This window comes from Microbacterium sp. GW823-FHT02G05 (genome assembly GCF_058797175.1).
The window spans coordinates 1,767,287-1,792,833 of sequence record NZ_JBXAJK010000001.1 but is presented as its reverse complement, the minus strand read 5'-3'; the positions used below and the strand labels follow the sequence as shown (position 1 = coordinate 1,792,833).

21 protein-coding genes are annotated in these 25,547 nt (G+C 68.1%); 6 read left to right on the top strand and 15 right to left on the bottom strand.

The features are described 5' to 3' along the window. Positions 1-43: 43 nt before the first annotated feature. The 5 genes from AC1REM_RS08715 to rsmA all read right to left on the bottom strand — a co-directional run bounded on the left by AC1REM_RS08715 (position 44) and on the right by rsmA (position 5,825). A complete protein-coding gene (locus tag AC1REM_RS08715) occupies positions 44-955 on the bottom strand; it encodes a MetQ/NlpA family ABC transporter substrate-binding protein (RefSeq protein ID WP_492514267.1) in 912 nt (303 codons plus the stop codon). Between the two features lie 126 nt (positions 956-1,081). Beyond that, a complete protein-coding gene (locus AC1REM_RS08710; protein WP_492514266.1) occupies positions 1,082-2,893 on the bottom strand; it encodes an ABC-F family ATP-binding cassette domain-containing protein in 1,812 nt (603 codons plus the stop codon). A 73-nt stretch (positions 2,894-2,966) separates the two neighbouring features. Next, the gene (locus AC1REM_RS08705) at positions 2,967-3,902 is read right to left on the bottom strand and encodes a 4-(cytidine 5'-diphospho)-2-C-methyl-D-erythritol kinase (protein WP_492514265.1); all 936 of its coding nucleotides are present in this window, start codon (positions 3,900-3,902) and stop codon (positions 2,967-2,969) included. Between the two features lie 7 nt (positions 3,903-3,909). Next, positions 3,910-4,974 carry an aldo/keto reductase gene (locus AC1REM_RS08700; protein ID WP_492514264.1) on the bottom strand — a complete coding sequence of 355 codons (1,065 nt, stop codon included), beginning with the start codon at positions 4,972-4,974 and terminating at the stop codon, positions 3,910-3,912. Next, positions 4,971-5,825, bottom strand: coding sequence for a 16S rRNA (adenine(1518)-N(6)/adenine(1519)-N(6))-dimethyltransferase RsmA (gene rsmA / locus AC1REM_RS08695; protein WP_492514263.1), 855 nt, complete (start codon positions 5,823-5,825; stop codon positions 4,971-4,973). The genes AC1REM_RS08700 and rsmA overlap by 4 nt, the downstream gene beginning before the upstream one ends. Positions 5,826-5,897: 72 nt before the next feature. On the opposite strand from rsmA, the gene AC1REM_RS08690 reads away from it, so the two are divergent. Continuing rightward, positions 5,898-7,136 (top strand): MFS transporter, encoded by a 1,239-nt coding sequence (locus tag AC1REM_RS08690; RefSeq protein ID WP_492514483.1) that lies wholly within the window; start codon positions 5,898-5,900, stop codon positions 7,134-7,136. Here the strand turns inward: AC1REM_RS08690 and AC1REM_RS08685 are convergent. From AC1REM_RS08685 to rsmI, 4 genes are all read right to left on the bottom strand, one after another. Then, the gene (locus AC1REM_RS08685; RefSeq protein WP_492514262.1) at positions 7,115-8,002 is read right to left on the bottom strand and encodes a TatD family hydrolase; all 888 of its coding nucleotides are present in this window, start codon (positions 8,000-8,002) and stop codon (positions 7,115-7,117) included. The two genes, AC1REM_RS08690 and AC1REM_RS08685, sit on opposite strands and share 22 nt — an antisense overlap. 13 nt (positions 8,003-8,015) lie before the next feature. Further along, positions 8,016-9,593, bottom strand: coding sequence for a methionine--tRNA ligase (gene metG / locus AC1REM_RS08680; protein ID WP_492514261.1), 1,578 nt, complete (start codon positions 9,591-9,593; stop codon positions 8,016-8,018). A gap of 69 nt (positions 9,594-9,662) precedes the next feature. Beyond that, a complete protein-coding gene (locus AC1REM_RS08675; protein WP_492514260.1) occupies positions 9,663-10,301 on the bottom strand; it encodes a class I SAM-dependent methyltransferase in 639 nt (212 codons plus the stop codon). Further along, a complete protein-coding gene (rsmI, locus tag AC1REM_RS08670; RefSeq protein ID WP_492514259.1) occupies positions 10,298-11,113 on the bottom strand; it encodes a 16S rRNA (cytidine(1402)-2'-O)-methyltransferase in 816 nt (271 codons plus the stop codon). The genes AC1REM_RS08675 and rsmI overlap by 4 nt, the downstream gene beginning before the upstream one ends. A gap of 22 nt (positions 11,114-11,135) precedes the next feature. Here rsmI and AC1REM_RS08665 point away from each other — a divergent pair, with 22 nt between their 5' ends. Then, entirely contained in the window at positions 11,136-12,686 is a 1,551-nt protein-coding gene (locus AC1REM_RS08665; protein WP_492514258.1) for a dolichyl-phosphate-mannose--protein mannosyltransferase, read from the top strand. Continuing rightward, a complete protein-coding gene (locus AC1REM_RS08660; RefSeq protein WP_492514257.1) occupies positions 12,686-12,919 on the top strand; it encodes a hypothetical protein in 234 nt (77 codons plus the stop codon). Before AC1REM_RS08665 ends, AC1REM_RS08660 begins: the two co-directional genes overlap by 1 nt. A gap of 3 nt (positions 12,920-12,922) precedes the next feature. On the opposite strand, the gene AC1REM_RS08655 is transcribed toward AC1REM_RS08660, so the two are convergent. From AC1REM_RS08655 to AC1REM_RS08630, 6 genes are read right to left on the bottom strand one after another with little or no spacing between them, the layout of a single operon-like run. Then, entirely contained in the window at positions 12,923-14,293 is a 1,371-nt protein-coding gene (locus AC1REM_RS08655; RefSeq protein WP_492514256.1) for an amino acid permease, read from the bottom strand. Beyond that, complete coding sequence (locus AC1REM_RS08650; RefSeq protein WP_492514255.1) at positions 14,290-16,131, bottom strand: thioredoxin domain-containing protein; 1,842 nt, start codon at positions 16,129-16,131, stop codon at positions 14,290-14,292. The genes AC1REM_RS08655 and AC1REM_RS08650 overlap by 4 nt, the downstream gene beginning before the upstream one ends. A gap of 18 nt (positions 16,132-16,149) precedes the next feature. Further along, a complete protein-coding gene (locus AC1REM_RS08645; RefSeq protein ID WP_492514254.1) occupies positions 16,150-16,986 on the bottom strand; it encodes an aldo/keto reductase in 837 nt (278 codons plus the stop codon). 4 nt (positions 16,987-16,990) lie between these two features. Beyond that, positions 16,991-17,278, bottom strand: coding sequence for a transcriptional regulator (locus AC1REM_RS08640; RefSeq protein ID WP_492514253.1), 288 nt, complete (start codon positions 17,276-17,278; stop codon positions 16,991-16,993). Further along, positions 17,278-17,952, bottom strand: coding sequence for a hypothetical protein (locus AC1REM_RS08635; protein ID WP_492514252.1), 675 nt, complete (start codon positions 17,950-17,952; stop codon positions 17,278-17,280). The genes AC1REM_RS08640 and AC1REM_RS08635 overlap by 1 nt, the downstream gene beginning before the upstream one ends. Positions 17,953-17,984: 32 nt before the next feature. After that, entirely contained in the window at positions 17,985-19,163 is a 1,179-nt protein-coding gene (locus tag AC1REM_RS08630) for a heparan-alpha-glucosaminide N-acetyltransferase domain-containing protein (protein WP_492514251.1), read from the bottom strand. Positions 19,164-19,220: 57 nt separating this feature from the next. Here AC1REM_RS08630 and hrpA point away from each other — a divergent pair, with 57 nt between their 5' ends. The 3 genes from hrpA (at position 19,221) to AC1REM_RS08615 (ending at position 25,526) form a co-directional block, all read left to right on the top strand. Then, positions 19,221-23,126 carry an ATP-dependent RNA helicase HrpA gene (hrpA, locus tag AC1REM_RS08625; protein WP_492514250.1) on the top strand — a complete coding sequence of 1,302 codons (3,906 nt, stop codon included), beginning with the start codon at positions 19,221-19,223 and terminating at the stop codon, positions 23,124-23,126. Positions 23,127-23,160: 34 nt separating this feature from the next. Further along, the gene (locus tag AC1REM_RS08620) at positions 23,161-24,102 is read left to right on the top strand and encodes a quinone oxidoreductase family protein (RefSeq protein WP_492514249.1); all 942 of its coding nucleotides are present in this window, start codon (positions 23,161-23,163) and stop codon (positions 24,100-24,102) included. A 71-nt stretch (positions 24,103-24,173) separates the two neighbouring features. Continuing rightward, complete coding sequence (locus tag AC1REM_RS08615) at positions 24,174-25,526, top strand: O-acetylhomoserine aminocarboxypropyltransferase/cysteine synthase family protein (protein WP_492514248.1); 1,353 nt, start codon at positions 24,174-24,176, stop codon at positions 25,524-25,526. The last annotated feature ends 21 nt before the right edge of the window (positions 25,527-25,547 follow it).

Below are 25,547 nucleotides of genomic sequence, written 5' to 3'. Positions count from 1 at the left end.
GAAAAGACACCGCCCGATTCTCTCGTACTTGGCTGAGAGGGACTCAGCCCTTGTGTGCCTTGGTGTCTGCTTCGACCTTCTTGAGTGAGGCGTTGAGGTCGGCGACCGGAACCTGCAGCGAGAGACCTGTGAAGCCGGATGCCTCGGCGAGGCCCTTGCGCACGTCGTCGTTCGTCTGGAAGATCTCAACGAGCTTCTTGTACGTGGCGTTGTCGGCGTCATCAGCCCGCGCCGCGAAGATGTTCACGTACGGAAGCGCGTTCGGGTCGTTCGGGTCATCCTGTGCGATCGCGTCCTCGAACGTGAGACCGGCGTCCTGGACGAAGTCGTTGTTGATGATCGCCGCGGCGACATCGGGAAGCGCCGTGGGGATCAGCGCCGCCTCCAGCGCCGTCACCTGCACCTTGGACTTGTCGGTGTCGACATCATTCAGGTCAGAGAACGCAGTGCCGCCGCTCTTGAGCTCGATGAGTCCTGCCGACTGCAGCACGAGCAGCGCACGAGCCTGGTTGGACGCGTCATCCGGAACCGCAACGGTCTCGCCTGCGGGGATGCTCTTCACGTCTTCGTACTTCTTTGAGTACAGGCCGAGCGGGTAGATGGCCGTCGAGCCGATGACCGTCAGGTCTTCGCCGGCGGCGACGTTGTACCCCGCGAGGTAGACGATGTGCTGGAACTGGTTGAGGTCGAGGTCGCCTGCGGTCAGGGCCGGGTTCGGCTGCTCATAGGAGCCGAAGTCGACGATCTCGACGGTGATGCCCTCGGCTGCGGCCGCGTCGATGAACGCGGGCCACTGCGGGTCGGACTTGCCGACGACGCCGATCTTGACGACCTCATCTGCGGTCGATGCGGAAGAGCCGGCATCGGCCGCAGGGGTGGCGCAGGCGGCGAGGCTGAAAAACAGGGGCACCGCCGCGAGTGCGGCGATGACGGAGGTGGTGCGGCGGCGGGACATGGATTCGGGTTCCTCTCTTGGGGGACTCCGTAACGTTATTCAGGACACTCGATGTCATCCGAATCGAGTCGTCACAGAGCGTCACAGCCCTCCGCAGGGCCGGGACGGAATCAACTCCGCCCGTTGTCAGCCGACCTGCTCAGTGAGCTCGAACCAGCGCAGCTCGCTCTCTTCGACCTCTGCCTCGAGCGCGCCGATCTTGGTCATCTTCTCACCGAGGCCCGTGTAGTCGGACTGATCGTGTTCGACGAGGGCGTGCTTGGCGGCGTCGATCTGCTGCGTGAGCTTCTGGATCCGCCGCTCCAAGGCCGAGATCTCCTTCTGGGCTGCCCGCAGCTCTGCGCCCTCCAGCCGGGGAGTCGTGGGAGTACTCGTCTTCGCAGGAGTCGGGGCGGGAGCATCCATCTCATGCTGCCGAAGCCGCAGATACTCATCGACACCTCCGGGCAGGTGCCGAAGACGACCGCCCATGACGGCGTACTGCTGGTCGGTGACCCGCTCAAGGAAGTACCGGTCGTGGCTGACGACGAGGAGGGTGCCCGGCCACGTGTCGAGGAGGTCCTCGATCGCCGCGAGCATGTCGGTGTCCATGTCGTTCGTCGGCTCGTCGAGGATTAGCACGTTGGGCTGGTCGAGCAGCACGAGCAGAAGCTGCAGGCGGCGCTGCTGACCACCCGAGAGGTCCTTCACCGGCGTCGAGAGCTGCGCGGACGAGAACCCGAGCCGCTCCAGCAGCTGGCCGGGCGTCAGGTCCTGCGCCTTCGATCCTGTGCCCATCGTGTAGGAGGTGCGCAGGCCCGAGATCACCACCCGGACGGGATCATTCCAGAACTCGACCAGTTCATCCAGCTGTTGAGTGAGCGTGCGCACCTTCACCGTCTTGCCGTGCTTCACCCGACCCGTGGTCGGCTGCACCGTGCCCGAGACGAGGCCGAGAAGGGTCGACTTTCCCGCGCCGTTGACGCCGAGGACGCCCGTACGCTCGCCCGGCGCGATGCGCCATTCCACGTCGCGCAGGACCTCTCGCTCCGGCCCCACATCGGTGGCGGGGTACGTGACGCTCACATCGAGAATGTCGACGACGTCCTTGCCCAGGCGCGACACCGCCAGCGACTGCAACGACACAGGATCGCGGATCTCCGGAACATCCGCGATGAGCGCGTTTGCCGCATCGATGCGGAACTTCGGCTTCGCCGTACGCGCGGGTGCGCCGCGCCGCAACCAGGCAAGCTCCTTACGGGCAAGATTCTGACGCTTCGCTTCGGTCGCCGCTGCCATGCGATCGCGCTCGACGCGTTGCAGGATGTACGCCGCGTAGCCGCCTTCGAAGGGCTCGACGATGCGGTCGTGTACCTCCCACGTCTCGGTGCAGATCTCGTCGAGGAACCACCGGTCGTGGGTGACGACCATGAGCGCGCCCGCGTTCGGCGACCAGCGCTTCTTGAGGTGCCCCGCGAGCCACGTGACCGCTTCGACGTCGAGGTGGTTGGTGGGCTCATCGAGCGCGATGATGTCCCAGTCCCCCGTGAGGAGCTTGGCGAGCGCGACGCGTCGGCGCTGCCCACCGCTGAGCGCGGTGACGGGGGCGTTCCAGTCGAGGCCATCGAGCAGCCCGCTGATGATGTCGCGGATGCGGGCATCGCCCGCCCACTCGTACTCCTCGGCATCGCCGACGACGGCCGTGCCGACCGTGAGTGAGTCGTCGAGGGTGTCTGCCTGGTCGAGCACGCCGATCGTGGTACCGCTGCGCACCGTGACCCGACCGCCATCGGGCTCCTTGCGGCCTGCGAGCATCGCCAGCAGGCTGGACTTGCCGTCGCCATTGCGACCGACGATGCCGATGCGATCGCCCTCTTCGACGCCGACCGTGATCGAATCGAAGACGACTTTCGTGGGGTACTCAAGGTGGAGGCCTTCGGCCCCGAGAAGATGTGCCATGTCTGATCCAGGCTACGGCAGATTGCTGGGCACAGTCGTAGGAGAAATCGCCTCGCGCTTCGTCCGCGGCTGTTCAGTGGACGATGCGCGCACCCGGCACGGCGCTGTGCACACGCAGCGCCCGCAGGCCGCGCTCTTCGCACTCATCCTGCACACGCCGCGCATCATCCGCCGACGCGCACAGCAGCGCGATCGTCGGGCCGGATCCCGAGACGAGTCCCGCCAGCGCGCCGGCGTCCGCTCCTGCGGCGAGCACACGCTCCAGGTCCGGGCGGTCCTGCAGCGCCGCCACCTGCAGGTCATTGAACACGACCTCCGCGAGCGCGCGGGGGTCACCGGATCGCAGGGCCTGCAGCACGGCGGGTGGGACATCCAGAGACTCCGGCGGATCATCCGCGAGCGCACCGTGCTCGAGACGGTATTCATCGAGCTGACGGTAGATCTGCGGCGTCGACAGCCCCTGATCACTCAGCACCAGCACCCAGTCGAAGCGTCCCGGGGCGAGCGCCGGGGTGAGGCGATCGCCCCGCCCCGTGCCGACAGCGGTGCCACCGTGCAGCGCGAACGGCACGTCCGCACCGAGGCGGGCGGCAAGTTCGTGCATCCGCTGCGAAGACAAGCCTGTCCCCCAGAGCGCATCGCATGCGACGAGGGCAGCGGCAGCATCCGCGGATCCCCCGCCCATCCCACCCGCCACGGGAACGCTCTTGCGAATCTCGAGATGCACACCGCCCGGATATCCGGTCGCCATGGCGAGGATCTTGGCCGCGCGCACCGCGAGGTTGCGATCATCCAAGGGCACGGTCGCCGGATCAACGTCGGGTCCGCTGACGCTCACCGTGAAGTCCGGCGACGCGGTCGCGATGACATCCTCGTAGAGCGATACCGCCTGAAAGACCGTCGCGAGCGAGTGATAGCCGTCGTCGTGCACATCGCCGACCGCGAGGAAGACATTGATCTTTCCCGGGGCGCGCACGTGCACCGACGCCGGAGCGGACGCAGAACTCATCGTGCGCTCACAGCTCCGATGACACAGCCCAGAGGTTGACGTCGATGGAACCGGCGATCGCGTCGATCTGCTCGACCTCTTCCGCCGTCAGCGGCGCCGCGGTGACGGCGGCGACGTTCTCATCCAGCTGCTCGACCCGCGATGCGCCGATCAGTGCCGAGGCGACCACCGGGTCACGCAGCACCCACTGGATCGCGAGTTGTGCGAGCGACTGGCCGCGGGAGGCGGCGATGTCGTTGAGTTGACGGAGGATCGCCAGACCCTCCTCCGACACAGGAGCATCCGGCAGCGAACCGCGCTTCTGCGCGCGCTGTGCCGTGCCGTCGCCCAGGTACTTGCCGGTGAGCAGGCCCTGCGCGAGCGGAGTGAAGGCGATGGCTCCCATCCCGTCGCCGCGCAGCTGATCCGTGAGGCCGTCTTCGACCCAGCGATTGAGGATCGAGTACGAGGGCTGGTGGATCACGAGGGGCGTTCCCAGCTCACGGGCGACCTTCGCGGCCTCAGCCGAGCGCTCCGCGCTGTACGACGAGATACCCACGTACAGGGCCTTGCCCTGCCGCACGAGGGTGTCGAGTGCGCCGATCGTCTCTTCGATGGGGGTGACCGGGTCGACACGGTGCGAGTAGAAGATGTCGACATGGTCGAGACCCATGCGCGTCAGGGACTGCTCCGCGCTCGCCAGGATGTACTTGCGCGAGCCGAGGTCGCCGTACGGCCCCGGCCACATGTCCCATCCCGCCTTCGACGAGATGATGAGCTCATCGCGGTAGGGACGCAGGTCTTCCGCGAAGATCCGCCCGAAGTTCTTCTCGGCCGAGCCGTAGGGCGGGCCGTAGTTGTTGGCGAGATCGAAGTGCGTGATGCCGATGTCGAAGGCGTGCCGCAGCAGCGCCCGCTGGTTGTCGAGCGGGATGTTGTCGCCGAAGTTCCACCAGAGTCCGAGCGAGATCGGCGGCAGGTAGAGTCCGGATGCTCCGACCTGGCGATACTCGAAGCGCTGGTAGCGATCCGCGGCAGCCGCGTACGGCCGGTGGATCTCGGGGACGTGGGGCTTGAAGCGGGGTGCGGTCACTCGTCCAGGCTAGCGGCCGCGAGCGCGATGCGGTGGTAGTCGTCAACCGTGAGATCTTCGCCGCGCGCGGTCGGAGCGACGCCGGCCTTGGTGAGGATCTCCGATGCCGCCGCCGAGCTGCCGAACAGGCCAGACAGGGCCTGGCGCAGCATCTTGCGGCGCTGGTTGAACGCGGCATCCACGATCGCGAACGTCGCCACGCGCTCCTCCTCGGAACCGCGCACGTTCGCTGCGCGATCGAACCCCACGAGCAGACTGTCGACGTTCGGCACCGGCCAGAACACCTGGCGTGAGACCGTGCCGCAGAGCTTCCACTCGCCGTACCAGGCGGCCTTCACGCTGGGGGTGCCGTAGATCTTGGAGTGCGGCTTCGCGGCGAGGCGCTCAGCGACCTCGGCCTGCACCATGACGACTCCGCGCTGCAGATAGGTGAAGTTCTCGAGGAAGTGCAGGAGCACCGGCACCGACACGTTGTACGGAAGGTTCGCGACGAGCACCGTCGGCTCGCCCGGCAGCTCTGTCACGCGCAGGGCATCGGCATCCACCACGGTCAGCGCACCGTCCGGCACCCCGTGCTCGGCGGCGGTCTGCGGCAGACGCGCAGCCAGGCGATGGTCGATCTCGACCGCCGTGACGGATGCCCCAGCCTCGAGGATCGCGAGCGTCAGCGAACCGAGCCCGGGACCGACCTCGACCACCCGCTCCCCCGGCTGCACGGCGGCGGCGTGCACGATCTTGCGCACCGTGTTCGCGTCGACGACGAAGTTCTGGCCGAGCTTCTTGGTCGGGGTCACGTCGAGCTCAGCGGCAAGACGGCGGATCTCGGTGGCGCCGAGCAGGGTCACGGTCATCCCCCCATTCTTCCCTAATCTCCGTAGGATCTTCGGGTGCCCTCCCCTGGTGAACTCATCGCGCCCCGCCGCATGGGTCGTGATTTCCGCTGGCTCCTCGCCTCTTCCTGGACGAGCAACGTCGGCGACGGCGTCGCCCTCGCTGCCGCACCGCTGCTGATCGCGTCGATGACCTCGTCGCCGATCCTGGTGGCATCCGGAGCCATCCTGCAGTTCCTGCCCTGGTTGCTGTTGGGACTGCATGCGGGCGCGATCGCCGACCGCTTCGATCGACGCCGACTGGTGATGTTCGCCAATGCCGCCCGCGCCGTCGTGCTCGCCGCCCTCTGCGTGTTCCTCGTGACGGGAACGGCGAACATCGGCATCGTGCTCGCGGTGGCCTTCCTCTACGGCACCGCCGAGGTCTTCGTCGACACCGCCGGAAGCACACTGCTGCCGATGATCGTGCAGCCGGCGGATCTCGGCACGGGAAACGCACGCCTGCAGGCCGGCTACCTCGTCGCGAACCAGTTCGCCGGTCCCCCGCTGGGCGCGTTCCTGTTCGCGGCAGGCACGGCCTGGCCCTTCCTGCTGGAGATCGTCTGTGTCAGCCTCGCCGTCGTGCTGATCTCACGAATGGCGCGCACCCCCATTCCGCCGCGGGGCGAGACGGGCGAGCGGACGGCCGTGCACACCGACATCGCCGAGGGCATCCGATGGCTGTGGCGCAATCCACCCGTGCGCATGCTCGTGATCATCATCCTCGCGTTCAACATCACCTGGGCAGCCCCCTGGGGTGTGCTCGTGCTGTACGCGACCGAGCATCTGGACCTCGGCGCTGTCGGCTACGGCATGCTGACGACGGCATCCGCTGCCGGTGGACTGCTCGCGACGTTCAGCTTCGGCTGGCTGGAACGCCACATCTCCTTCGCCGCACTCATGCGCATCGTGCTCACGATGGAGGTGCTCATGCACCTCGCCTTCGCGCTCACCTCGATCGGCTGGGTCGCGCTCGTGATCATGTTCTTCTTCGGCGCCTACGCGTTCGTGTGGGGCACGATCTCGACGACCGTGCGGCAGCGGCTCGTGCCCGCCGAACTGCAGGGCCGTGTCGCCTCGGTCAACATGGTGGGCGTCTTCGGCGGCATGGTCATCGGGCAGGCACTCGGCGGTGTGATCGCGGAGACCTGGGGACTGACGGCACCCTGGTGGTTCGCCTTCGCCGGTGCTGCGCTGACCCTCGTGCTCGTGTGGCGTCCGATCTCGCAGATCGTGAGCGCGAAGCCAGTACTCGACGAGACGGCTGAGGTTCAGTCGTCGAACGAGCCGTAGACGCGCAGCGTGTTCGCGGCGACCTGCGCCGCGAGTTCGTCGACGTCGATGCCGAGCATTTCTGCCATGAAGCGCAGCGTGATCGGGATGAGGTAGGGCGCGTTCGGACGCCCGCGCAGCGGCACCGGCGTGAGGAACGGTGCGTCCGTCTCGACAAGGATGCGATCGAGCGGCGTGACCGCCAGTGCATCACGAAGATTCTGCGCGTTCTTGAAGGTCACGTTGCCAGCGAACGACAGGTAGTAGCCCGCGTCCGCGGCGATCCGCGCCATCGCCTCATCACCCGAGAAGCAGTGGAACACGGTGCGCTCGGGCGCACCCACGCGAACGAGGGTCTCGAGAACGTCGTCATGCGCGTCGCGGTCGTGGATCTGCATCGCGATGCCGTGCTTCTTCGCCAGTGCGATGTGTGCCTCGAAGGAGACGAACTGGGCCTCACGTCCCTCGGGCCCGGTGCGGAAGAAGTCCAGCCCGGTCTCGCCGATCGCACGTGTGCGCGGGCGTCCGGCGAGCTCATCGATCTCAGTGATCGCGTCATCGAGAAGACCGGCCGCTGCGTACGTCGGGGCGTCGTTCGGGTGGATCGCGACGGCCGCGAGCACGCGCGGGTCGCTCTCGGCCGCGGCGACCGCCCAGCGCGAGGACGCCAGGTCACCGGAGGCCTGTACGACGCCGATCACACCGACCTCCTGCGCACGGTCGAGCTGCTCGGCGAGCGTCAGCGGGTCGTCGCCGTCCGTGATCTCCAGATGGGCGTGGTTGTCGTAGACCGGAACCGCGAGCGGCGCGGGCGCCGACGGATAGAGCAGGTTCTTGCGCCCCTCCGTCGCGCGCTCGCGCACGTAGGTCTCGGGATGCTGGGTCATCGTGCCGCTCGGATCAGGCCGAGGTCTCCACGCGCGGGAACAGCGGTGCCAGCGTGCTGACCTTCGCCCCCGCGGGAAGAACGCCCCAGGCACCGGCCTCACGCAGTGGCTGCGCGTCCAGCGCACCCAGCGAGTCCGCCGCACCAAGAGCAGCCCAGAGCGTGGCCGTCGACTGCGGCATCACCGGCGACAGCAGCACCGTGAGCGCGCGCAGGCCGTCAGCACAGGTGTACAGCACTGTCGAGAGACGGTCGCGCTGCGACTCATCCTTCGCAAGAGCCCACGGCTCGTTCTCGGTGATGTAGCCGTTGAGCGCATCGACGATCGTCCAGATCGACTCGATGGCCTCGTCGATGCGGAAGCGCTCCATGGCAGCATCCGCCTGCGATGCCGCCTTCGCGACGATGCGCTGGATCTCGAGGTCCTGCTCCGTGTACTCGGATGCCGTGGGCACCACGCCGTCGAAGTAGCGCTCGATCATCGCGACGGTGCGCGAGGCGAGGTTACCGAAGCCGTTCGCGAGCTCTGCCTGGTAGCGGGCCGCGAGGTCTTCCCAGGAGAACGAGCCGTCCTGACCGAAGGCGATTGCCGACAGGAAGTAGTAGCGGTACGCATCCGAGCCGAAGACATCCGTGATCTCGGTCGGCGCGATGCCGGTGAGCTTCGACTTCGACATCTTCTCGCCACCGACGAGCAGCCAGCCGTGCGCGAAGACGCCCTTGGGCACGTCGACGCCCGCAGCCATGAGCATCGCCGGCCAGATGACGGCGTGGAAGCGCAGGATGTCTTTACCGACCACGTGGTACGCGGGCCAGCGGCTGTCGAACTCGTCGGTGTCGTCGCCGTAGCCGACCGCCGTCGCGTAGTTCAGCAGAGCGTCGACCCACACATAGATGACGTGCGCGTCGTCCCAGGGAACCTCGATGCCCCAGTCGAAGGCCGAGCGCGAGATCGAGAGGTCTTTCAGTCCCTGCTTGACGAACGAGATGACCTCGTTGCGCGCCGACTCAGGGCGCACGAAATCCGGCTCATCACGGTAGAGCTCGAGCAGACGGTCCTGGAACTCGCTGAGCTTGAAGAAGTAGTTCTTCTCCTGCAGCAGCTCCAGCGGCTTCGAGTGGATCGCGCAGACCTTCAGCCCCTCGAAGGGACCGGTGCCGTCGACGATCTCGCTGTCGGGCTTGAACTCCTCACAGCCCACGCAGTAGAGCGCCTCGTACTCGCCGGCGTAGATGTAGCCGCGGTCGTAGATCGCCTGCACGAACTTCTTCACACGCTCTTCGTGACGCTCCTGCGTCGTGCGGATGAAGTCGTCGTTCGCGACGTCGAGCGTCTTCAGCAGCGGGAACCACGCCTCGGTGACGAGCTTGTCGACCCATTCCTGCGGCGTGACGTTGTTCGCCGCGGCCGCGCGGAGCATCTTCTGACCGTGCTCGTCGGTGCCCGTGAGCATCCACGTCGGGTCACCCGCCTGGCGGTGCCAGCGGGCAAGGGTGTCGACGGCCACGGTCGTGTAGCCGTGGCCGATGTGCGGCACATCCGACGGGTAGTAGATCGGAGTGGTGATGTAGAAAGATTCGCCTGCGGGCATGGCTTCGATTCTAGGCTGAAGCGGTGACGCGGGCTGCCGAGTGACGCGGAGCGGATGTCCCCAGCAGAATCATCCGCGTCGTGCGACCAACGAGGCGTGCGGACGCGCGCTGGCCTCTCCGTCTTCGCGGGCGCGGCGCAGCGGCGGGTCGCAGGCGAATCCTGCGTCGCTCAGCACTCCGGCGAGGTCGCCGGGAGCCCAGAAGTATGCCGGAGCGACCGCGTGCGCGAACCGCTCGCGGGAGGGGCCGTCGAAGAATCCCAGGAGGGCGCTCCCACCCGGGCGGATGACCCTAGCGAACTCGCGCAGGATCTGCGGCACCTCCACAGGCGGTACATGAATCAGGGAGTACCAGGCAAGAATGCCACCGAGCGCGCCGTCTTCGCAGGGCAGCCGTGCGATCGTTCCCTGCCAGAACGTCGGATCCGGATAGCGACTCCTGGCGTGTGCGATGAACTGCGCCGAGAGATCGACGCCGAGCACGCTCGGGTCCGTTCCGGCGGGCGTCATCTCCCGGAGGTACTGCGTCCAGTGTCCGGGGCCGCAGCCGGCATCCACCAGCGGCCCCGTCGTCATCGCCCGCCAGTCGGCGATCAGCGCACGGTCTGCGTCGGCCATCTGCGAGATGTCGCCCAGGACATCGACGTACTCGGCAGCCCGCGCCTCGTAGGCGCTCTCGACGGTGCGCTCGTTCGCGTCGAGACTCATCGCGCCGCGAGCGCCGCCTGGTACAGCTCACGCGAGGAGTGCCCGGTCTGTGCAGCCACCTCTGCGGCTGCCTCCTTCAACCGCATGCCGTCCGCGACGAGCGCCTGCACCTGGCTGAGCGCGTCCTCCGCGGAGACATCGCGTGCGGTCGCCCCCTCGACGACGACGACGATCTCGCCCTTGACGCCGCCCTCAGCCCAGGCGACGAGCTCCGCGGAGGTGCCGCGACGTACCTCTTCGTAGAACTTGGTCAGTTCGCGGCATACGGCGATGCGGCGATCTTCGCCGAAGGCAGCGCCCATGTCGGCCAGGGTGCTGACGAGACGCGAGGGGGATTCGAAGAACACCATCGTGCGCTGCTCGGACGCGAGTGCTCGCAACGTCGAACGCCGCTCGCCCGGTTTACGAGGAAGGAAGCCTTCGAAGGAGAAGCGGTCTGTGGGCAGGCCCGAGATCGCGAGGGCCGTCAGAACGGCGCTCGGGCCGGGGATCGCGGTCACCGTCACACCCTGCGCGACAGCCTCCGCGACGAGCCCATACCCAGGGTCGCTCACAGTCGGCATTCCCGCGTCGCTCAGCACCACAAGGTCGCTGTCGAGCGCGAGGGCGGCGAGCTCTGCGGCCTTCTGCTTCTCGTTGTGGTCATGCAGCGCGATCAGACGCGGACGGTTCTCGATGTGCAGCGCCTGCAGCAGGCGCTGGGTCGTGCGGGTGTCCTCGGCCGCGATCACCTCGGCGTTCTCCAGCACCTCGATGAGGCGCTTCGACGCATCGCCAAGGTTTCCGATCGGGGTCGCCGCGAGGATGATCACCCGCCCAGCATAGGCTGGTGCGGTGACCGCGCCCCTGTTACCGCCTGTCGAGCAGCGTTCGACCGCTGCGGAGCGACTGCGCGACAGCATCCGCCGCTCGCGTGCAGCCTCCTGGCTGATTCCGCTGCTGCTGACGGTGTTCGCGGGCGTCCTGCGCCTGACGAATCTGGGGCACCCGGGCACACTCGCCTTCGACGAGACCTACTACGTCAAAGACGCGTGGTCGCTGTGGACGCTCGGCTACGAGGGAACCTGGGGCTCCGGCGCGAACGAGATGTTCGCCGACGGCGACACGAGCGCGCTGACAGCCACCGGCAGCTTCGTCGTGCACCCGCCGCTCGGCAAGTGGATCATCGCCCTCGGCATGGGGCTGCTGGGCCCCGGATCGAGCGTCGGATGGCGCCTCACGACCGCGCTCGTCGGCACAGCGACGGTGCTCCTGCTGTACCTCGTGACGCGCACCCTCACGCGCTCGACGACGCTCGCGGCCCTGGCCGCAATCTTCCTCGCCGTCGACGGACTCAGCATCGTCATGAGCCGCATCGCGCTGCTCGACGCGACACTCACCTTCTTCATCCTGCTCGGGTTCTGGTTCATCCTCCTCGACCGCCGGCGCACGATGCCGCTGCTGGAGAACCCTGCGACGCACGGCGTGACCGACGACGGCCCGCTCCCGATGTGGGGGCGCGTGCTGTGGCGCAGACCGTGGGTCGTGGCGGCCGGCATCGCACTCGGCGCAGCCGCGGCAGTGAAATGGTCAGGACTCTATGCGCTCGCGGCGCTCGGGCTGTACCTGGTCGTGACCGATGCACTCGCACGCCGCCGCGCCGGGGTGCTGCTGTGGCCGACGGATGCCGCCTTCCGACAGGGTCCTGTCTCGTTCCTGCTGCTGGTGCCCGCTGCGCTCCTCACCTATCTCGCTTCATGGACCGGATGGTTCGTCACAGCCGGCGGCTACGACCGCGCCGCCTCCGACAATCCCCTGGTGGCGCTGTGGAAGTACCACGAGTCGATCCTCGGCTTCCACTCCGGCCTCTCCAGCGGCCACCCCTACGCGAGCGCGGCATGGGAATGGCCGCTCCTGCTGCGGCCCACGGCCGTCTGGGTCGGCGGCGACGAGACCTGCTTCGGTTCTGACCACTGCATCGCCGTGATCTCGACCGTGCCGAACCCGGTGCTGTGGTACCTGGGTGTCGCCGCGGCGGTCTGGCTGCTGTACCGGTTCGCCCTCGGCCTCATCGAGCGGCGCCCGATGCCGTGGACGTACGCGATCCCCCTGGTCGGACTCGCAGCGACGTGGATTCCGTGGCTGCTCATCCCGAATCGCACGGTGTTCCAGTTCTACACGGTGGCCATGGTCCCGTTCCTGGTGCTGGCGCTCGTGCTGGCACTGCGCGAGATCGCAGGGCGCGCGGATGCTCCGCTCTCGCGCAGACAATCCGGGCAGCGCGTCGTCGCGGTCGTCGTCGGCGTCATCCTCGCGGTGTCCGTGTTCTTCTACCCGTCGTGGGTCGGCATGACCGTTCCCTACGACTTCTGGCTCATTCACAACTGGCTGCCGGGGTGGGTGTGATGGGCGGGCCCGCTGGTTTCACCTACGAGACGCGCGGCGAGGACGTCGTCCTCCTGCATCACGGGCGTCCCGCGGCGACACTGCGCGGAACCCGGGCTGCGGATTTCCTCATCCGCGTCGAGACGGAGGATGCGCAACTTCTCATGGCGAGGCTCACGGGAAACTACCGTCGCGGCAACGAACGCACGGCCGCGCAGCATCCGCGCAACGGCGGCTCCTCACGCGGACGCTGACGCTCAGCGCGCCGCACCCCGCGTGAGCCGCGCAATCAGCAGCAGCGCGGCGGTGAGGCCGAGAGTGAGCAGCAGTTGCGTGCCCGCGACGGCGTTCGTGAACGAGAGAGCAAACATCCCCGCAAGGAGCACGAGGCACAGCCACGACAGCCAGGGGAAGCCCCACATGCGCATCGGCATCGGCGTGCCGGCGCGGTCGGCCCTCCGGCGCAGGATCAGCTGCGAGATCGCCGTCGCCGCCCAGATGACAAGCACGGTCGACCCGACGATGTTCAGCAGGATGGGCATCACGAGGTCGGGGAAGGCCCAGTTGAGTGCGACCGCGACGAAACCGAACGACACCGAGGAGAGCACCGCGACGAAGGGCACACCTCTGACGCTCGTGCGGGTGATGACCTGCGGTGCGAGCCGACGCTCACCGAGCGAGAAGGCCATGCGCGAGGCCCCGTAGATGTTGGCGTTCATGGCCGAGAGCAGTGCGACGATCACGATGAGCGACATGACCAGGTCTACTCCCGGCAGGCCGAGCGTCGCGAGCACGGCCGAGAACGGCCCCTCCTGCACGTCTTCATCGTTCCATGGCAGTACAGCCACGATCACGAAGATCGAACCGACGTAGAAGATCATGATGCGCACGAGCACTTCGCGCACGATGCGACGGATGTTGCGGGCGGGGTCGTCGGATTCCGCGGCCGCGATCGCGACGACCTCGGTGCCGCCGAACGCGAAGGCGACGATCAGGAGGGCTGCGGCAATGCCGTCGATGCCGTTCGGCGCGAAGCCGCCGTTGTCGAAGAGGTTGCTGATGCCCGTGGCGGGCACGCCGGGGAACAGCCCGAGAATGGCGCACACCCCGATCACGAGGAACGCGATGATCGCGGCGACCTTGATCGCCGCGAACCAGAACTCGAAGCGGCCGTAATTGCGCACGCCGAAGAGGTTGACCGCTGTGAAGACCGTGATGAAGATCAGCACCCATACCCATGCGGGCACGATCGGCACCCATTCCTCAGTGATGAGCGCGGCCCCGGTCGCCTCGGCGGCGATCACCACGATGAGCTGCAGCCAGTAGAGCCAGCCGACCGCGCTGCCGGCACTGCGTCCCATCGCTTTCTGCGCGTACGAGCTGAAGGCGCCCGAGCTGGGGTTCGCCGCCACCATCTCGGCGAGCATCGCCATGACGAGCACGACGATTCCGCCCGCTACCAGGTACGACACGAGCACCGCGGGGCCGGCGATGCCGATCGCCTGCCCTGATCCGACGAAGAGCCCGGCACCGATCGCTCCGCCGAGACCCATCATCGAGATCTGTCGACGTGTGAGTCCTGCGTGCAACCCCGGCGCCGTTGTCGTGGTCGTCGGCACCTCACTCATGTGATGCTTCCCTCCCGCGAAGGGTGCAGCTGCCCGGGGTCGCCGACGGGCAGCCGGCAGACGAACGCGCGGCAGTCATACGCGAGGCCCGCGCGAGCGTCCTTGTCGTCGAAGAGCTCGAATCCGGCATCCGCGAAGGCACGCGCCTGCGCAGGCGAGACGATCGCCACGACGTCAGCATCGGCGTCGCGGGCGGCCTGGGCGAGTGGCGCATTCGGGTGGTCCGTCACCACCACGATCTGCCGCGGCGGATCGACGAGCGCCGCCGCGATGCGCAGAAGTGCGCCATGCGCGAAAGGCTGCTTCTGCGCGGCATCCGCGTGCTGGCGCACGAGGTGGGCGGATGCATCGCGGTAGCGCTCCCCCGCCCCCAACCGCCAAGCTGCCAGCGCCGCAGAGGCGAGCGAGGACACCCCTGAGGGCAGGTCGCCGTCGCTGACGTCGGGCGAGGCGACGATCCCCTGTGCGTTCAGCACCGGGTCGACGACGAGCGACATCTCCTCGGCGCCGACAGCAGCGAGCGCGAGCGCCTCATCCAAGAGCGTGCGCGCCGTCACCGCCCACTGTGCATCTCCGGTGGCGACGGCCAGTTCGAAGAGCGCTTCAGCGAACTGACCGTGATCGGCGGGCGTGGCAGGGGCGTCGGCAGCATGGCCGTCGAGGGAGGCTCGCACGAGCGCTCCGTCCACGGTGTTGTCGCGCAACACGGCCTGCGCGGCGGCGACCGCCGCAGTGATCCAGGCGAGCTCCCCGAACGCACCACCCGCGCGCGCGAGTGCGGCGATCGCCAAGCCGTTCCAGCCGGTGATGACCTTGCCGTCGACCGCGGGCGCCTCGAGCAGCGCCCGGGCTGCGGCTCCGCGGGCGTAGTAGCCACCTTCGCTGCGCTCTCCGTCGATCCACGACTCCGAATCCTGTGCGGCGCCGAAGCCTCCTTCTGCGCGCGGCAGCACGGCGAGCAGGAACGAGGCGATACCGCGCGCGGTGGGCGCATCACCCTCGTCACGGGCCACATCGAGCAGCTGCGCGTTGTCGATCAGCATCCGCTCGTAGTGCGGAACGCTCCAATCGCGCTGCGTCGCGTACCGGAAGAAGCCGCCGTCGATCTCATCGCGCAGCTCGGACGAGGCCATCGCGGCGAGCGCACGTGCGGCACTCGCCGCAGCATCCGGAGCCTCCCGTCGGATCAACGGCGCCTGCAGAAAGCGCAGGGTCGTCGCGACGGGGAACTTCGGCGCGCCGCCGAAACCGCCGAACTGCGGGTCCTCACGGGCCGCGATGGCTCGTGCGGCATCGGCGAGCTGCGCCGGAGTCGGCAGGTCGCTGGGGGCGGATGCAGCGGCCGAACGCAGCACGTCAGCGACGGCGTCCGCGGACTCCTCCGCCGCCTCTCGTCGTACCGTCCACGCCTCACGCACCGCCGCGAGCACGTCGCTGAACGCGGGAAGCGGCGCCCGCGCGACCGGCGGCCAGTAGGTGCCCGCATAGAACGCACGTCCTGCGGGTGTCGCGAAGACCGTCAGCGGCCAGCCGAGGTTCTGTGTGAAAGCGGATGCGGCGGCCATGAAGGCACTGTCGACATCAGGATGCTCCTCGCGATCGACCTTCACCGCGACGAAGCCCGCGTTGATGGCCGCCGCCGTCACGGGGTCCGCGAACGACTCGCGCGCCATCACATGACACCAGTGGCACGTCGAGTAGCCGATCGAGATGAGCAGCGGCACGTCGCGGCGCTGCGCTTCGGCGAACGCCTCCTCACCCCACGGGTACCAGTCGACGGGGTTGTCGGCGTGCGCGCGCAGGTAGGGGCTGAGCGTGTCAGCGAGCCGGTTCGTCATGCCCCTACCTCTCTCGCACTAGTTCAGATCGTTCGGGTGCGTGCCGACACGACCCGAGCCGTCACCCGGGTCGATCTCATCGATCGCCGCCATCTGCGCGTCGCTGAGAGCGAAGTCGAAGACGTCGAGGTTCTCGCGCAGACGCTCGATGCGCACAGACTTCGGGAAGACGATGAAGCCCTTCTGCAGGTGCCAGCGCAGGACGACCTGTGCGGCCGTCTTGCCCGTGGCCTCGGCGGCATCGGCGACAGCAGGGACCGAGAACAGGTCGTATTTGCCTTGCCCGAGCGGACCCCACGACTCGATGCGGATGCCCCGCGACGTCGCGTACTCGACCGTCTCGTGCTGGGCGTATGCCGGGTGCAGCTCGATCTGGTTGACGGCCGGGGTCACGCCCGTCTCGGTGATGATGCGCTCCAGGTGCGGCACGAGGAAGTTCGAGACGCCGATGCTGCGAGCCTGGCCTGCGTCACGGATTTCGATGAGCTTCCGCCAGGCGTTGAGGTAGTTGTCGTTGGCGGGCGTCGGCCAGTGCACGAGGTAGAGGTCGACCTGCTCGAGTCCCAGCTTCTCAAGACTCTCTGCGATCGCCGCATGCGGGTCGTCGCCGTCGTGACGGTCGTTCCACAGCTTCGTCGTGATGAACAGCTCATCGCGCGCGATGCCGCTCTTCGCGATGGCTGCGCCCACACCCTCTTCGTTGCCGTAGATCGCCGCCGTGTCGATGTGACGGTAACCCACCTCCAGCGCGTCGCTCACAGCACGTTCGGCGTCTGCGGCCGGAACCTTGAAGACTCCGTAGCCCAGCTGAGGGATGAGGTGACCGTCATTGAGTTCAACCGTAGGAATCGTCATGACATCAGCCTATGAGCTTGCGCAGCGTTGCGGTGTAGTCATCGAAAGCACCTCGCCCTCGCGGGGTGAGCGCCACATAGGTCACCGGTTTCAGCCCCCGGTGCGACTTCTCCACACGCACGTACGACGCATCCTCGAGCTTCCGCAGATGCGTCGACAGGTTGCCTGCCGTCATGTCGAGCAACTCTTGCAGGCGAGGGAACGTCACGCTGTCATCCGCGGGAAGCGTCGCCAGCGCGGCCGTGATGCGGAGCCGAGCCGCGGCGTGGATGACGGGATCGAGCTCGGTCATCAGCGCGCATGGCCCGTCCGCGCCAGTGCGCCACGGAGCCAGAGGAAGCTCACCAGACTCGCCACGAGGAACCCGCCACCTCCGGCGATCGCGAAGACCAGGTGGTTCGTCGGGGCGCCGAAGAAGGGAGCCACTGCGCTGACCACGACCGACCAGCCGCCGAGGATCACCATCGCCGACGACTTCCAGATGATCCCACCCATGCCGTACATGACCCCCACGAAGAACACGTACGCCGAGGGGAAGTAGATGCTCAGCAGCGCCGCATCCATCCCGTTCTGGACCAGCGCCGTGCCGAGCAGCCAGATCGCGATGCTGCCCACCCACCACGCCTGGCCGTAGACGATCCCGGTGAACGTCGAGGTCCGACCAGCGCGAACTCCGCGCCCCATCCGCATGCCGAGCACGGTCGAGACCGCGCCCGCCGCCAGGAACAGCCCGATCACAAGAGGAGCCGCGATGGCAATCGGCAGAGAGAAGCCGACCGGGCGGTCGATCGACCAGAGCACGAGAAACCCCGCCAGCCACGCGACGCCCCACGAGAGCAGGATGACGGGCACGAAGGCGCCCATCCGACCGGCGACGACGCGCTGCTGAGCTTCGGCGAGGTCGAGCATCTGCGCCAGGTCACGCGCCGAGTCGTCCGCCTCTTGCTGGTTCTGATGCAGGTTCATATCCACTTTGTAGCGCAAAGTACTTTGCACTGTCAATGACTTCGTCCCGCCATGGCTCGCGCTGCCGCCCCGGTAAGACGTTCGAGAGGACCTCGCCCGACGAACATCGACCATGCCGTCGCCCCGATCAGCAGAGCCACCGTCGTCGCTCCCCAGAACGCCGGATCGACGGGGAACCCGCCGGGGCTGCCGACCACCACGATCGCGATGACGTGCGCGGTGTAGGCCGTCAGCGGCATAGACCCGAGCGCGGCGAGCGGGAGCAGGGTCCACCGCAGCGGTCCGCTGATCAGAAGGCAGACCCCGATGACGAGAATCGCGAATCCCCCGGAGCCGATGATCTCTGCGGTACCCGCCGAATGCGGAGCATCCGCCGTGATCGCGGCGACCACCATCCCCCACGGATCCAGCGATGACAGGCGTTCGCCGTAGTCCTCCCAGGTCGTCGTGATGCCAGAGGGCTCGCTCACCCAACCGAACTGCGATGCCGACCCGTGGCCCCACGCGCCGAGCAGGCCCCCGACAATCGCGAGCAGTGCACCTGAGACCAGGCATCCGACCTGGACGCGCGCTCGTCCCAGCGGCATCCGCCCCAGGGCGAGCCCTGCGAACATCAGCGTCGCCCAGACGGTGAGCGGGTACATCCCGTAGAGGGTGAGACCGAGCCCGGGCCCCGTCGGCACCAGCATGAGCGCCTGCAGACCGGCCAGCAGGGCGGGTCCGAAGAGCGCGAGCGCGCCCGCCAGGAGAAGCAGACTGCGGATGCGCCACCGCAGAAACGGGATCGCCACGACGTAGAGCAGACCGTAGAGAGTGAGGATGACCGCGACCGGCGAGTGCAGAAGCTCCAGGAACAGCCCGATCAGAAAGACGACCGCGCCGCGACCGACGAGCTGCAGGCGAATGCGCGGCAGCGCGTCGACGGACGGAGGCTGCGTGCGACCGGTCATGAGCGCGATGGACACGCCCGCCAGCACGGCGAAGAGGATCGAGGGGCGCCCGTGCACGATGCCCGCCCAGGTGCTCACATCGAAGATCACCAGGTCGCCGACGCCACCGATGTGAGCGCCCACCATCCCGAGGATCGCGAGGCCACGCGCGACATCCAGTCCCATGAGCCGCGGGGGGCGTCCGAATGTGCGCCACCAGTGTGCCGGGCGCTGCCAGAGAGTAAGGGATGCCGGGCTGGGCGCGGGGCTGAGGGTCGTCACAGGCCGATCCTACGATCGGTATGCCCGCCGCGCCCGGGCGTCATACGATGGAGGGCTATGTCTTCCGCCCTCCCTGTGATCACGTATCCGCCCGAGCTGCCCGTCAGCGCGGCGCGGGAGGAGATCGCCGACGCCATCCGCGATCACCAGGTCGTGATCGTCGCGGGCGCCACGGGGTCGGGCAAGACCACGCAGCTGCCGAAGATCTGCCTCGAACTCGGTCGCGAGAAGATCGCACACACGCAGCCACGCCGACTCGCCGCGCGCACGATCGCCGAGCGCGTCGCGGAAGAGCTGGGCGTCGAGCTCGGAGGGCTCGTCGGCTACAAGGTGCGCTTCACCGATCAGGTGTCGGATGCCACGGCGATCGCGTTGATGACCGACGGCATCCTTCTCAACGAGATCCACCGCGATCGTCTGCTGCGCCGCTACGACACGATCATCATCGACGAGGCCCACGAGCGCTCACTCAACGTGGACTTCCTGCTCGGATATCTGGCCCGCATCCTCCCGGAACGCCCGGATCTCAAGATCATCATCACCTCGGCGACGATCGACCCGGAGAGCTTCGCAAAGCACTTCGCGCCGGCGAACGACACCCCGGCGCCCATCATCGAGGTCTCCGGCCGCACCTACCCCGTCGAGATCCGCTACCGCCCGCTGGTCGATGAGGACGACGAGGATGCCGCCGCTGACCCCGCCGACGAAGTGTCGGCCGTCGTCGCGGCGCTGCGCGAACTCGATCGAGATGAACGCGGCGATGTGCTGGTGTTCTTCCCCGGCGAGGCCGAGATCAAGGACGCCGCCGACGCGATTCGCGGCGCCTACGCGAGGGACACCTCCCCCACCGAGGTGCTCCCGCTCTACGGCCGACTGTCATCCGCCGAGCAGCATCGCGTCTTCGAGACCAGTCGCGTCGCCGGCATCCGCCGTCGCGTGATCCTCGCGACCAACGTCGCCGAGACGAGCCTCACCGTGCCGGGCATCCGCTACGTCATCGACACCGGAACCGCCCGCATCTCGCGCTACAGCACGCGCTCGAAGGTGCAGCGTCTGCCGATCGAGGCCATCTCGCAGGCCTCGGCGAACCAGCGCTCCGGGCGTGCGGGCCGCACGAGCCCCGGCATCGCGATCCGCCTCTACAGCGAGGAGGACTTCGAGAAGCGTCCGGAGTTCACCGAGCCGGAGATCCTGCGCACCTCCTTGGCATCCGTGACGCTGCAGATGCTGTCGCTCGGCTTCGGCGACCTCGCCGCTTTCCCGTTCCTCACCCCGCCGGATTCCCGCGGCGTGAAGGCGGCGTTCGACCTGCTGACCGAGATCGGCGCCGTCGACGGCACCCGACTCACGCGCATCGGCCGCGATATCGCCCGTATGCCGATCGACCCGCGCTTCGCCCGCATGCTCATCGAAGCGGGTCGTCCTTCGACACCCGGCGGCACGGTCGTGACGCGCGATGTGCTCGCGATCGTCGCCGGCCTCACGATTCAGGATGTGCGCGAGCGCCCCGAAGAGCGTCGCGAGGACGCCGACCGGCAGCACGCGCGCTTCGCCGACCCGACGAGCGACTTTCTTTCGCTGCTCGCCCTGTGGAACTACCTGCGCGAGAAGCAGCGCGAGCTCGGATCGAGCGCCTTCCGCCGGCTCTGCCGCGCCGAGTACCTCAACTACGTGCGTGTGCGCGAGTGGTTCGATGTGCACCGCCAGCTGCGCTCGCTGCTGTCGGGCGCCAAGCTGCAGGCTCCGGATGCCGCCGGTGAGCCCGATCCCGACGCGATTCACCGCGCTCTGCTCGCAGGTCTCCTCTCGCAGATCGGCATCCTCGACGAGCGCGAGACCAAGACGGGCGCGAAGGTCACGAACGCGCAGCGTCGCGCCGCCGAGTACCGCGGCGCGCGGGGCATCCGCTTCTCGATCTTCCCCGGGTCCGCCCTGCGCAAGAAGGCCCCGCGTACGGTGATCGCCGCGGAGATCGTCGAGACGTCCCGCACCTTCGCGCGCACGGTCGCCCAGATCGATCCGGCCTGGGCAGAGCCGCTCGCGGGCGATCTCGCCAAGCGTCAGATCTCTGAGCCGCACTGGTCGAAGGATGCCGGCGCTGCCGTCGCCTACGAGAAGGTGACGCTCTTCGGGCTGGAGATCATCCCGCGTCGTCGCGTGCAGTTCGCCCGGATCGACCGGGCGGCCTCCCGCGAGATGTTCCTGCGTCATGCTCTCGTCGAAGGCGAATGGGATCCGAGCCGCATCGACAAGCGCGTCTCGGCGTTCTGGCGCAGCAACACCGAACTGCGCCGTCGCCTGGAGAAGCTCGAAGAGCGGGAGCGCCGCCGCGACATCCTCGCGGGCGATGAGGCCGTGTTCCGCTTCTACGATGAGCGCGTGCCGTCCGAAGTGTTCGACGTGCGCTCTTTTGAGAAGTGGTGGCGTGAGTCTCTGGAGCGCACGCCCAAGCTCCTCGTCATGCGCGAAGACGACCTGATCGATCGCGACGGTCGCGCCGACCAGAACGACTTCCCGACGCGCTGGACGCAGGGCGACCAGGTGCTCGGCCTCGCATACCGATTCGAACCGGGGGCGCCCGACGACGGCGTGAGCGTCGTGATCCCCCTCCCCCTGCTGCAGCAGATCCAGGACACCGGATTCGACTGGCAGGTGCCCGGTCTCCGCGCGGAACTCATCACGGGGCTTCTGCGCGCCCTGCCCAAGGCCATCCGCCGGCACGTCGTTCCCGCCGCAGACTGGGCGGACAAGTTCGGCGCGGAACTCACCGGCAGCGGCCCGGAGTCGCATGGCGGCATCCCCGAGCGCTCGCTGCGCGACGCCCTGGCCCGCCTCATCCAGCCGCTCGCGAATCAGAAGGTCACCGCCTCCGACTTCGACGGGGAGCGCGTCCCCGGCCACCTGCAGATGAACTTCCGCGCGGTCGATGAGCGCGGCCGTATCGTAGGCTCCCATCGCGATCTCGCAGCCCTTCAGCAGGAACTCTCCGACCGCTCCCGCGCCTCGGTGGCGCGCTCGATCGCCCGTCCAGAGAAGCCAGGACGAGGACCCGCACCCGCAGAACGCGTCGCCGCCGCATCTGCGCGCGGCCCGATCGAACAGGACGGCCTGACGAGCTGGACCTTCGGCGATCTCCCCGAAGTCCTCGATACGAAGGTCGCCGGCGGCGTCGTGCGCGGCTACCCCGCCGTGGTAGATCAGGGCAAGACGGTCGCCGTGCGGGTCGAGGCCACGGCGGATGCGGCCGCGGCAGCCACCCGCGACGGCGTGCTGCGCCTGCTGCTGCTCGCGATCCCCTCGCCTGCCACTTACATCCAGGGACACTTGACCTCTGCGGAGAAGCTCGCCCTCGCCGCCTCTCCCTACCCCTCCGCGGCAGCGCTGATCGAGGACTGCCGTGCCGCTGTCATCCGCGGAATCGTCGAGAGCGAGGTGCCGGGCGGCGTCATCCGCACGGAGGCCGAGTTCGCGCGCGTCCGCGATGTCGTCTCGGCGGGCCTCGTGGATCAGCTCTTCGCGACCGTCTCCCTTGTGGCGCGCGTGCTCACGACCGTGCGCGACGTCGAGCGCGGCATCAAGTCGCAGAACTCGCTGTCGCTCCTCGGCCCCCTGAATGACATCCGCACACAGCTCGCAGGGCTCATTCATCCCGGCTTCGTGTCCGCGACGGGGGTCACACGACTCGCCCATCTGCCCCGCTACCTGGAGGGCATGAAGGAGCGACTCAAGGGCGTCGCCGATGCCCCCGGCAAGGACCGCAGTCGCATGAGCGAGTTCGAGCGCATGGCGCAGGTGTTCGCCGACGCCGGCGGAACGATTCCGCTCCCTCAAGATGCTCCACCCGCGCTGGTCGAGGTGCGCTGGCTCTTGGAGGAATACCGGGTGAGCCTGTTCGCCCAGCGTCTCGGCACCGCACAGCCGGTGTCGCCGCAGCGCATCCAGAAGGTGCTGGCCGGCCGCTGACCCCTGGTCGCTCGCGCGCAGCTAGCCTGGAGGCATGGCTCACGCAATCGTCTTCACGCATGTCGGTCCGCCGGAGGTTCTGCGTCTGGTCGAGATCCCCGATCCCACCGCAGGTCCCGGCGAGGTCGTCGTGCAGTTGACCGCCGTGGGGGTCAACCCGCGCGACGTGAAGGTGCGCAGCGGCGTGCGGCCGCTCCCGCCCAGCGATGAGCCGCACCGCCTCGGGCTCGACGCCGCGGGCGTCATCACCGCGCTCGGCGAGGGGGTGACCGGCTTCGCCGTCGGCGACCGGGTCGCCGTGCGCGACGCCTTCGGCAGCTACGCGAGCGCACTCGCGGTCGGCGTTCGCGATGTGGCGCTGCTGCCCGCCGGCGTGAGCGACGCGCTGGGCGCTTCGCTCGGCATCCCCGCCGGTACCGCCTACCAGGTGCTGCGCTCGCTGAACGTGCAGCCCGATGATGTGCTCCTCGTGCACGCGGGCTCCGGCGCCGTCGGACAGGCTCTCATCCAGTTCGCCGTGGCAGAGGGCGTGACCGTCGTCGCAACGGCGAGCCTCGCGCGCCACGAGCGCCTGCGCACGCTTGGCGCGATCCCCGTCACCTACGGCGATGGCCTCGAGCAGCGGCTGCGCGACGCCGCGCCCGCTCCGTTCACGGTCGCCGTCGACGCGGCGGGTACGGATGAGGCGATTGCCGCCTCGCTCGCGCTGGTCGCCGACCGCGACCGCATCGCCACGATCGTGCGCGGTCCTGATGCAGCCGACTTCGGCATCCGCGCGTTCAGCGGCGGCAGCCCGCACCCTCTGACAGACGAAGAGGAGCAGCTGCGCGCTGACGCTCTCCCACGTGCGCTCGCGCTGATCGCCGACGGCAAGTTCTCGGTCGAACTCGGCCCCGAGCTGCCGCTCGCGGATGCCGCCGACGCGCACCGCCTGGTCGAAGCGAACACGCCGGGCAAGATCGTTCTGCGTCCCTGACGCGTATTCCCGCGTCGCAACAGAGCGACACATGCCGACCGACAATCCGCCGCTGGCCGGATGATGGAGGCATGACCGCCGCGCACGACTCCTCTGACTGTTCGCCTCTGAACTTCGCCACCCGCCAGGTGCAGGGCGGCTACGTCTCAGGGCTGCCGCAGAACAGCGCCGTGCCGCCGATCTACCAGACCGCCGCCTACGAGTTCTCCTCCCTCAGCGAGGCGCGAGACCTGTTCGCGCTGCGCCGCTCAGGCAACCTGTACAGCCGTAATGCCAGCCCCACGCAGCAGGTGCTGGAAGATCGCGTCACCGCCCTTGAGGGTGGCGTCTCAGCAGTCGCTGTCGCCTCCGGTCAGGCCGCGGTCGCCGTCACGCTGCTCGCACTCGCCGGGCAGCAGGGGCACATCGTCGCAGCCACGCAGCTGTACGGCGGTTCCGTCGACCTGCTGCAGGAGACCTTCGTCGACTTCGGCATCGACGTCACCTTCGTCGACCAGGACGACCTCGACGCCTGGCGTACGGCCATCACCCCGCGCACCCGCGCGTTCTTCGCCGAGTCGGTCGCGAACCCGATCGCTCAGGTGCTCGACATCCGCGCCGTCGCCGACATCGCGCACGCGGCCGACATCCCCCTCGTGATCGACAACACCGTCGGCACTCCGTACCTGATCCGCCCCGGCGAGCACGGCGCCGACTTCGTCGTGCACTCGGCCACGAAGTTCCTCAGCGGGCATGGCACTTCCCTGGGCGGTGTCGCTATTGACCAGGGCAGCTTCGACTTCGGCCGCAACCCTGAGCGCTGGCCGCAGTTCACCGCCGCCTATGCGCGCTTCGGCGAGCTCGTGCTGTGGGAGCGGTTCGGCCAGGGCTTCGCCTTCGCTGCTCTCGTCAAGTCGAAGTACGTGCACGATCTCGGCCCTTCCCTGTCTCCGTTCAACGCCTGGCAGATCCTCCAGGGCATCGAGACCCTCGACCTGCGGGTGTCTCGCCAGAGCGCATCGGCGCTCGCAGTCGCACAGCGGCTGCAGCAGCATCCGGCGGTCACGGCGGTGCACCACCCCGGCCTGGACGACAACCGCTGGCACCCGCTCGCGCAGCGCTACCTGCCGCGGGGCGTGCCATCGGTGTTCTCGATCGACCTCGTCTCCACAGGCGACGAGCAGGCCGACCAGGACCAGATCGAGCGCGTGATCGACGCGCTTCGCGTCGTGCGCCTCATCGCCAACATCGGCGACGCACGCTCGATGGTCGCGCACCCGGCATCGATGACGCACTCCCACCTCAACGCCGAGCAGCGTGCGGGCGCGGGGATCTCCGCGACCACGATCCGCATCTCGATCGGCATCGAAGACGTCGACGACATCATCGCCGACTTCGAGAACGCCCTCGCGCTGGTGCCGGTACCCGTCGGATCTGCGAGGTAGTCCACGTAGACTTGGGCTGCT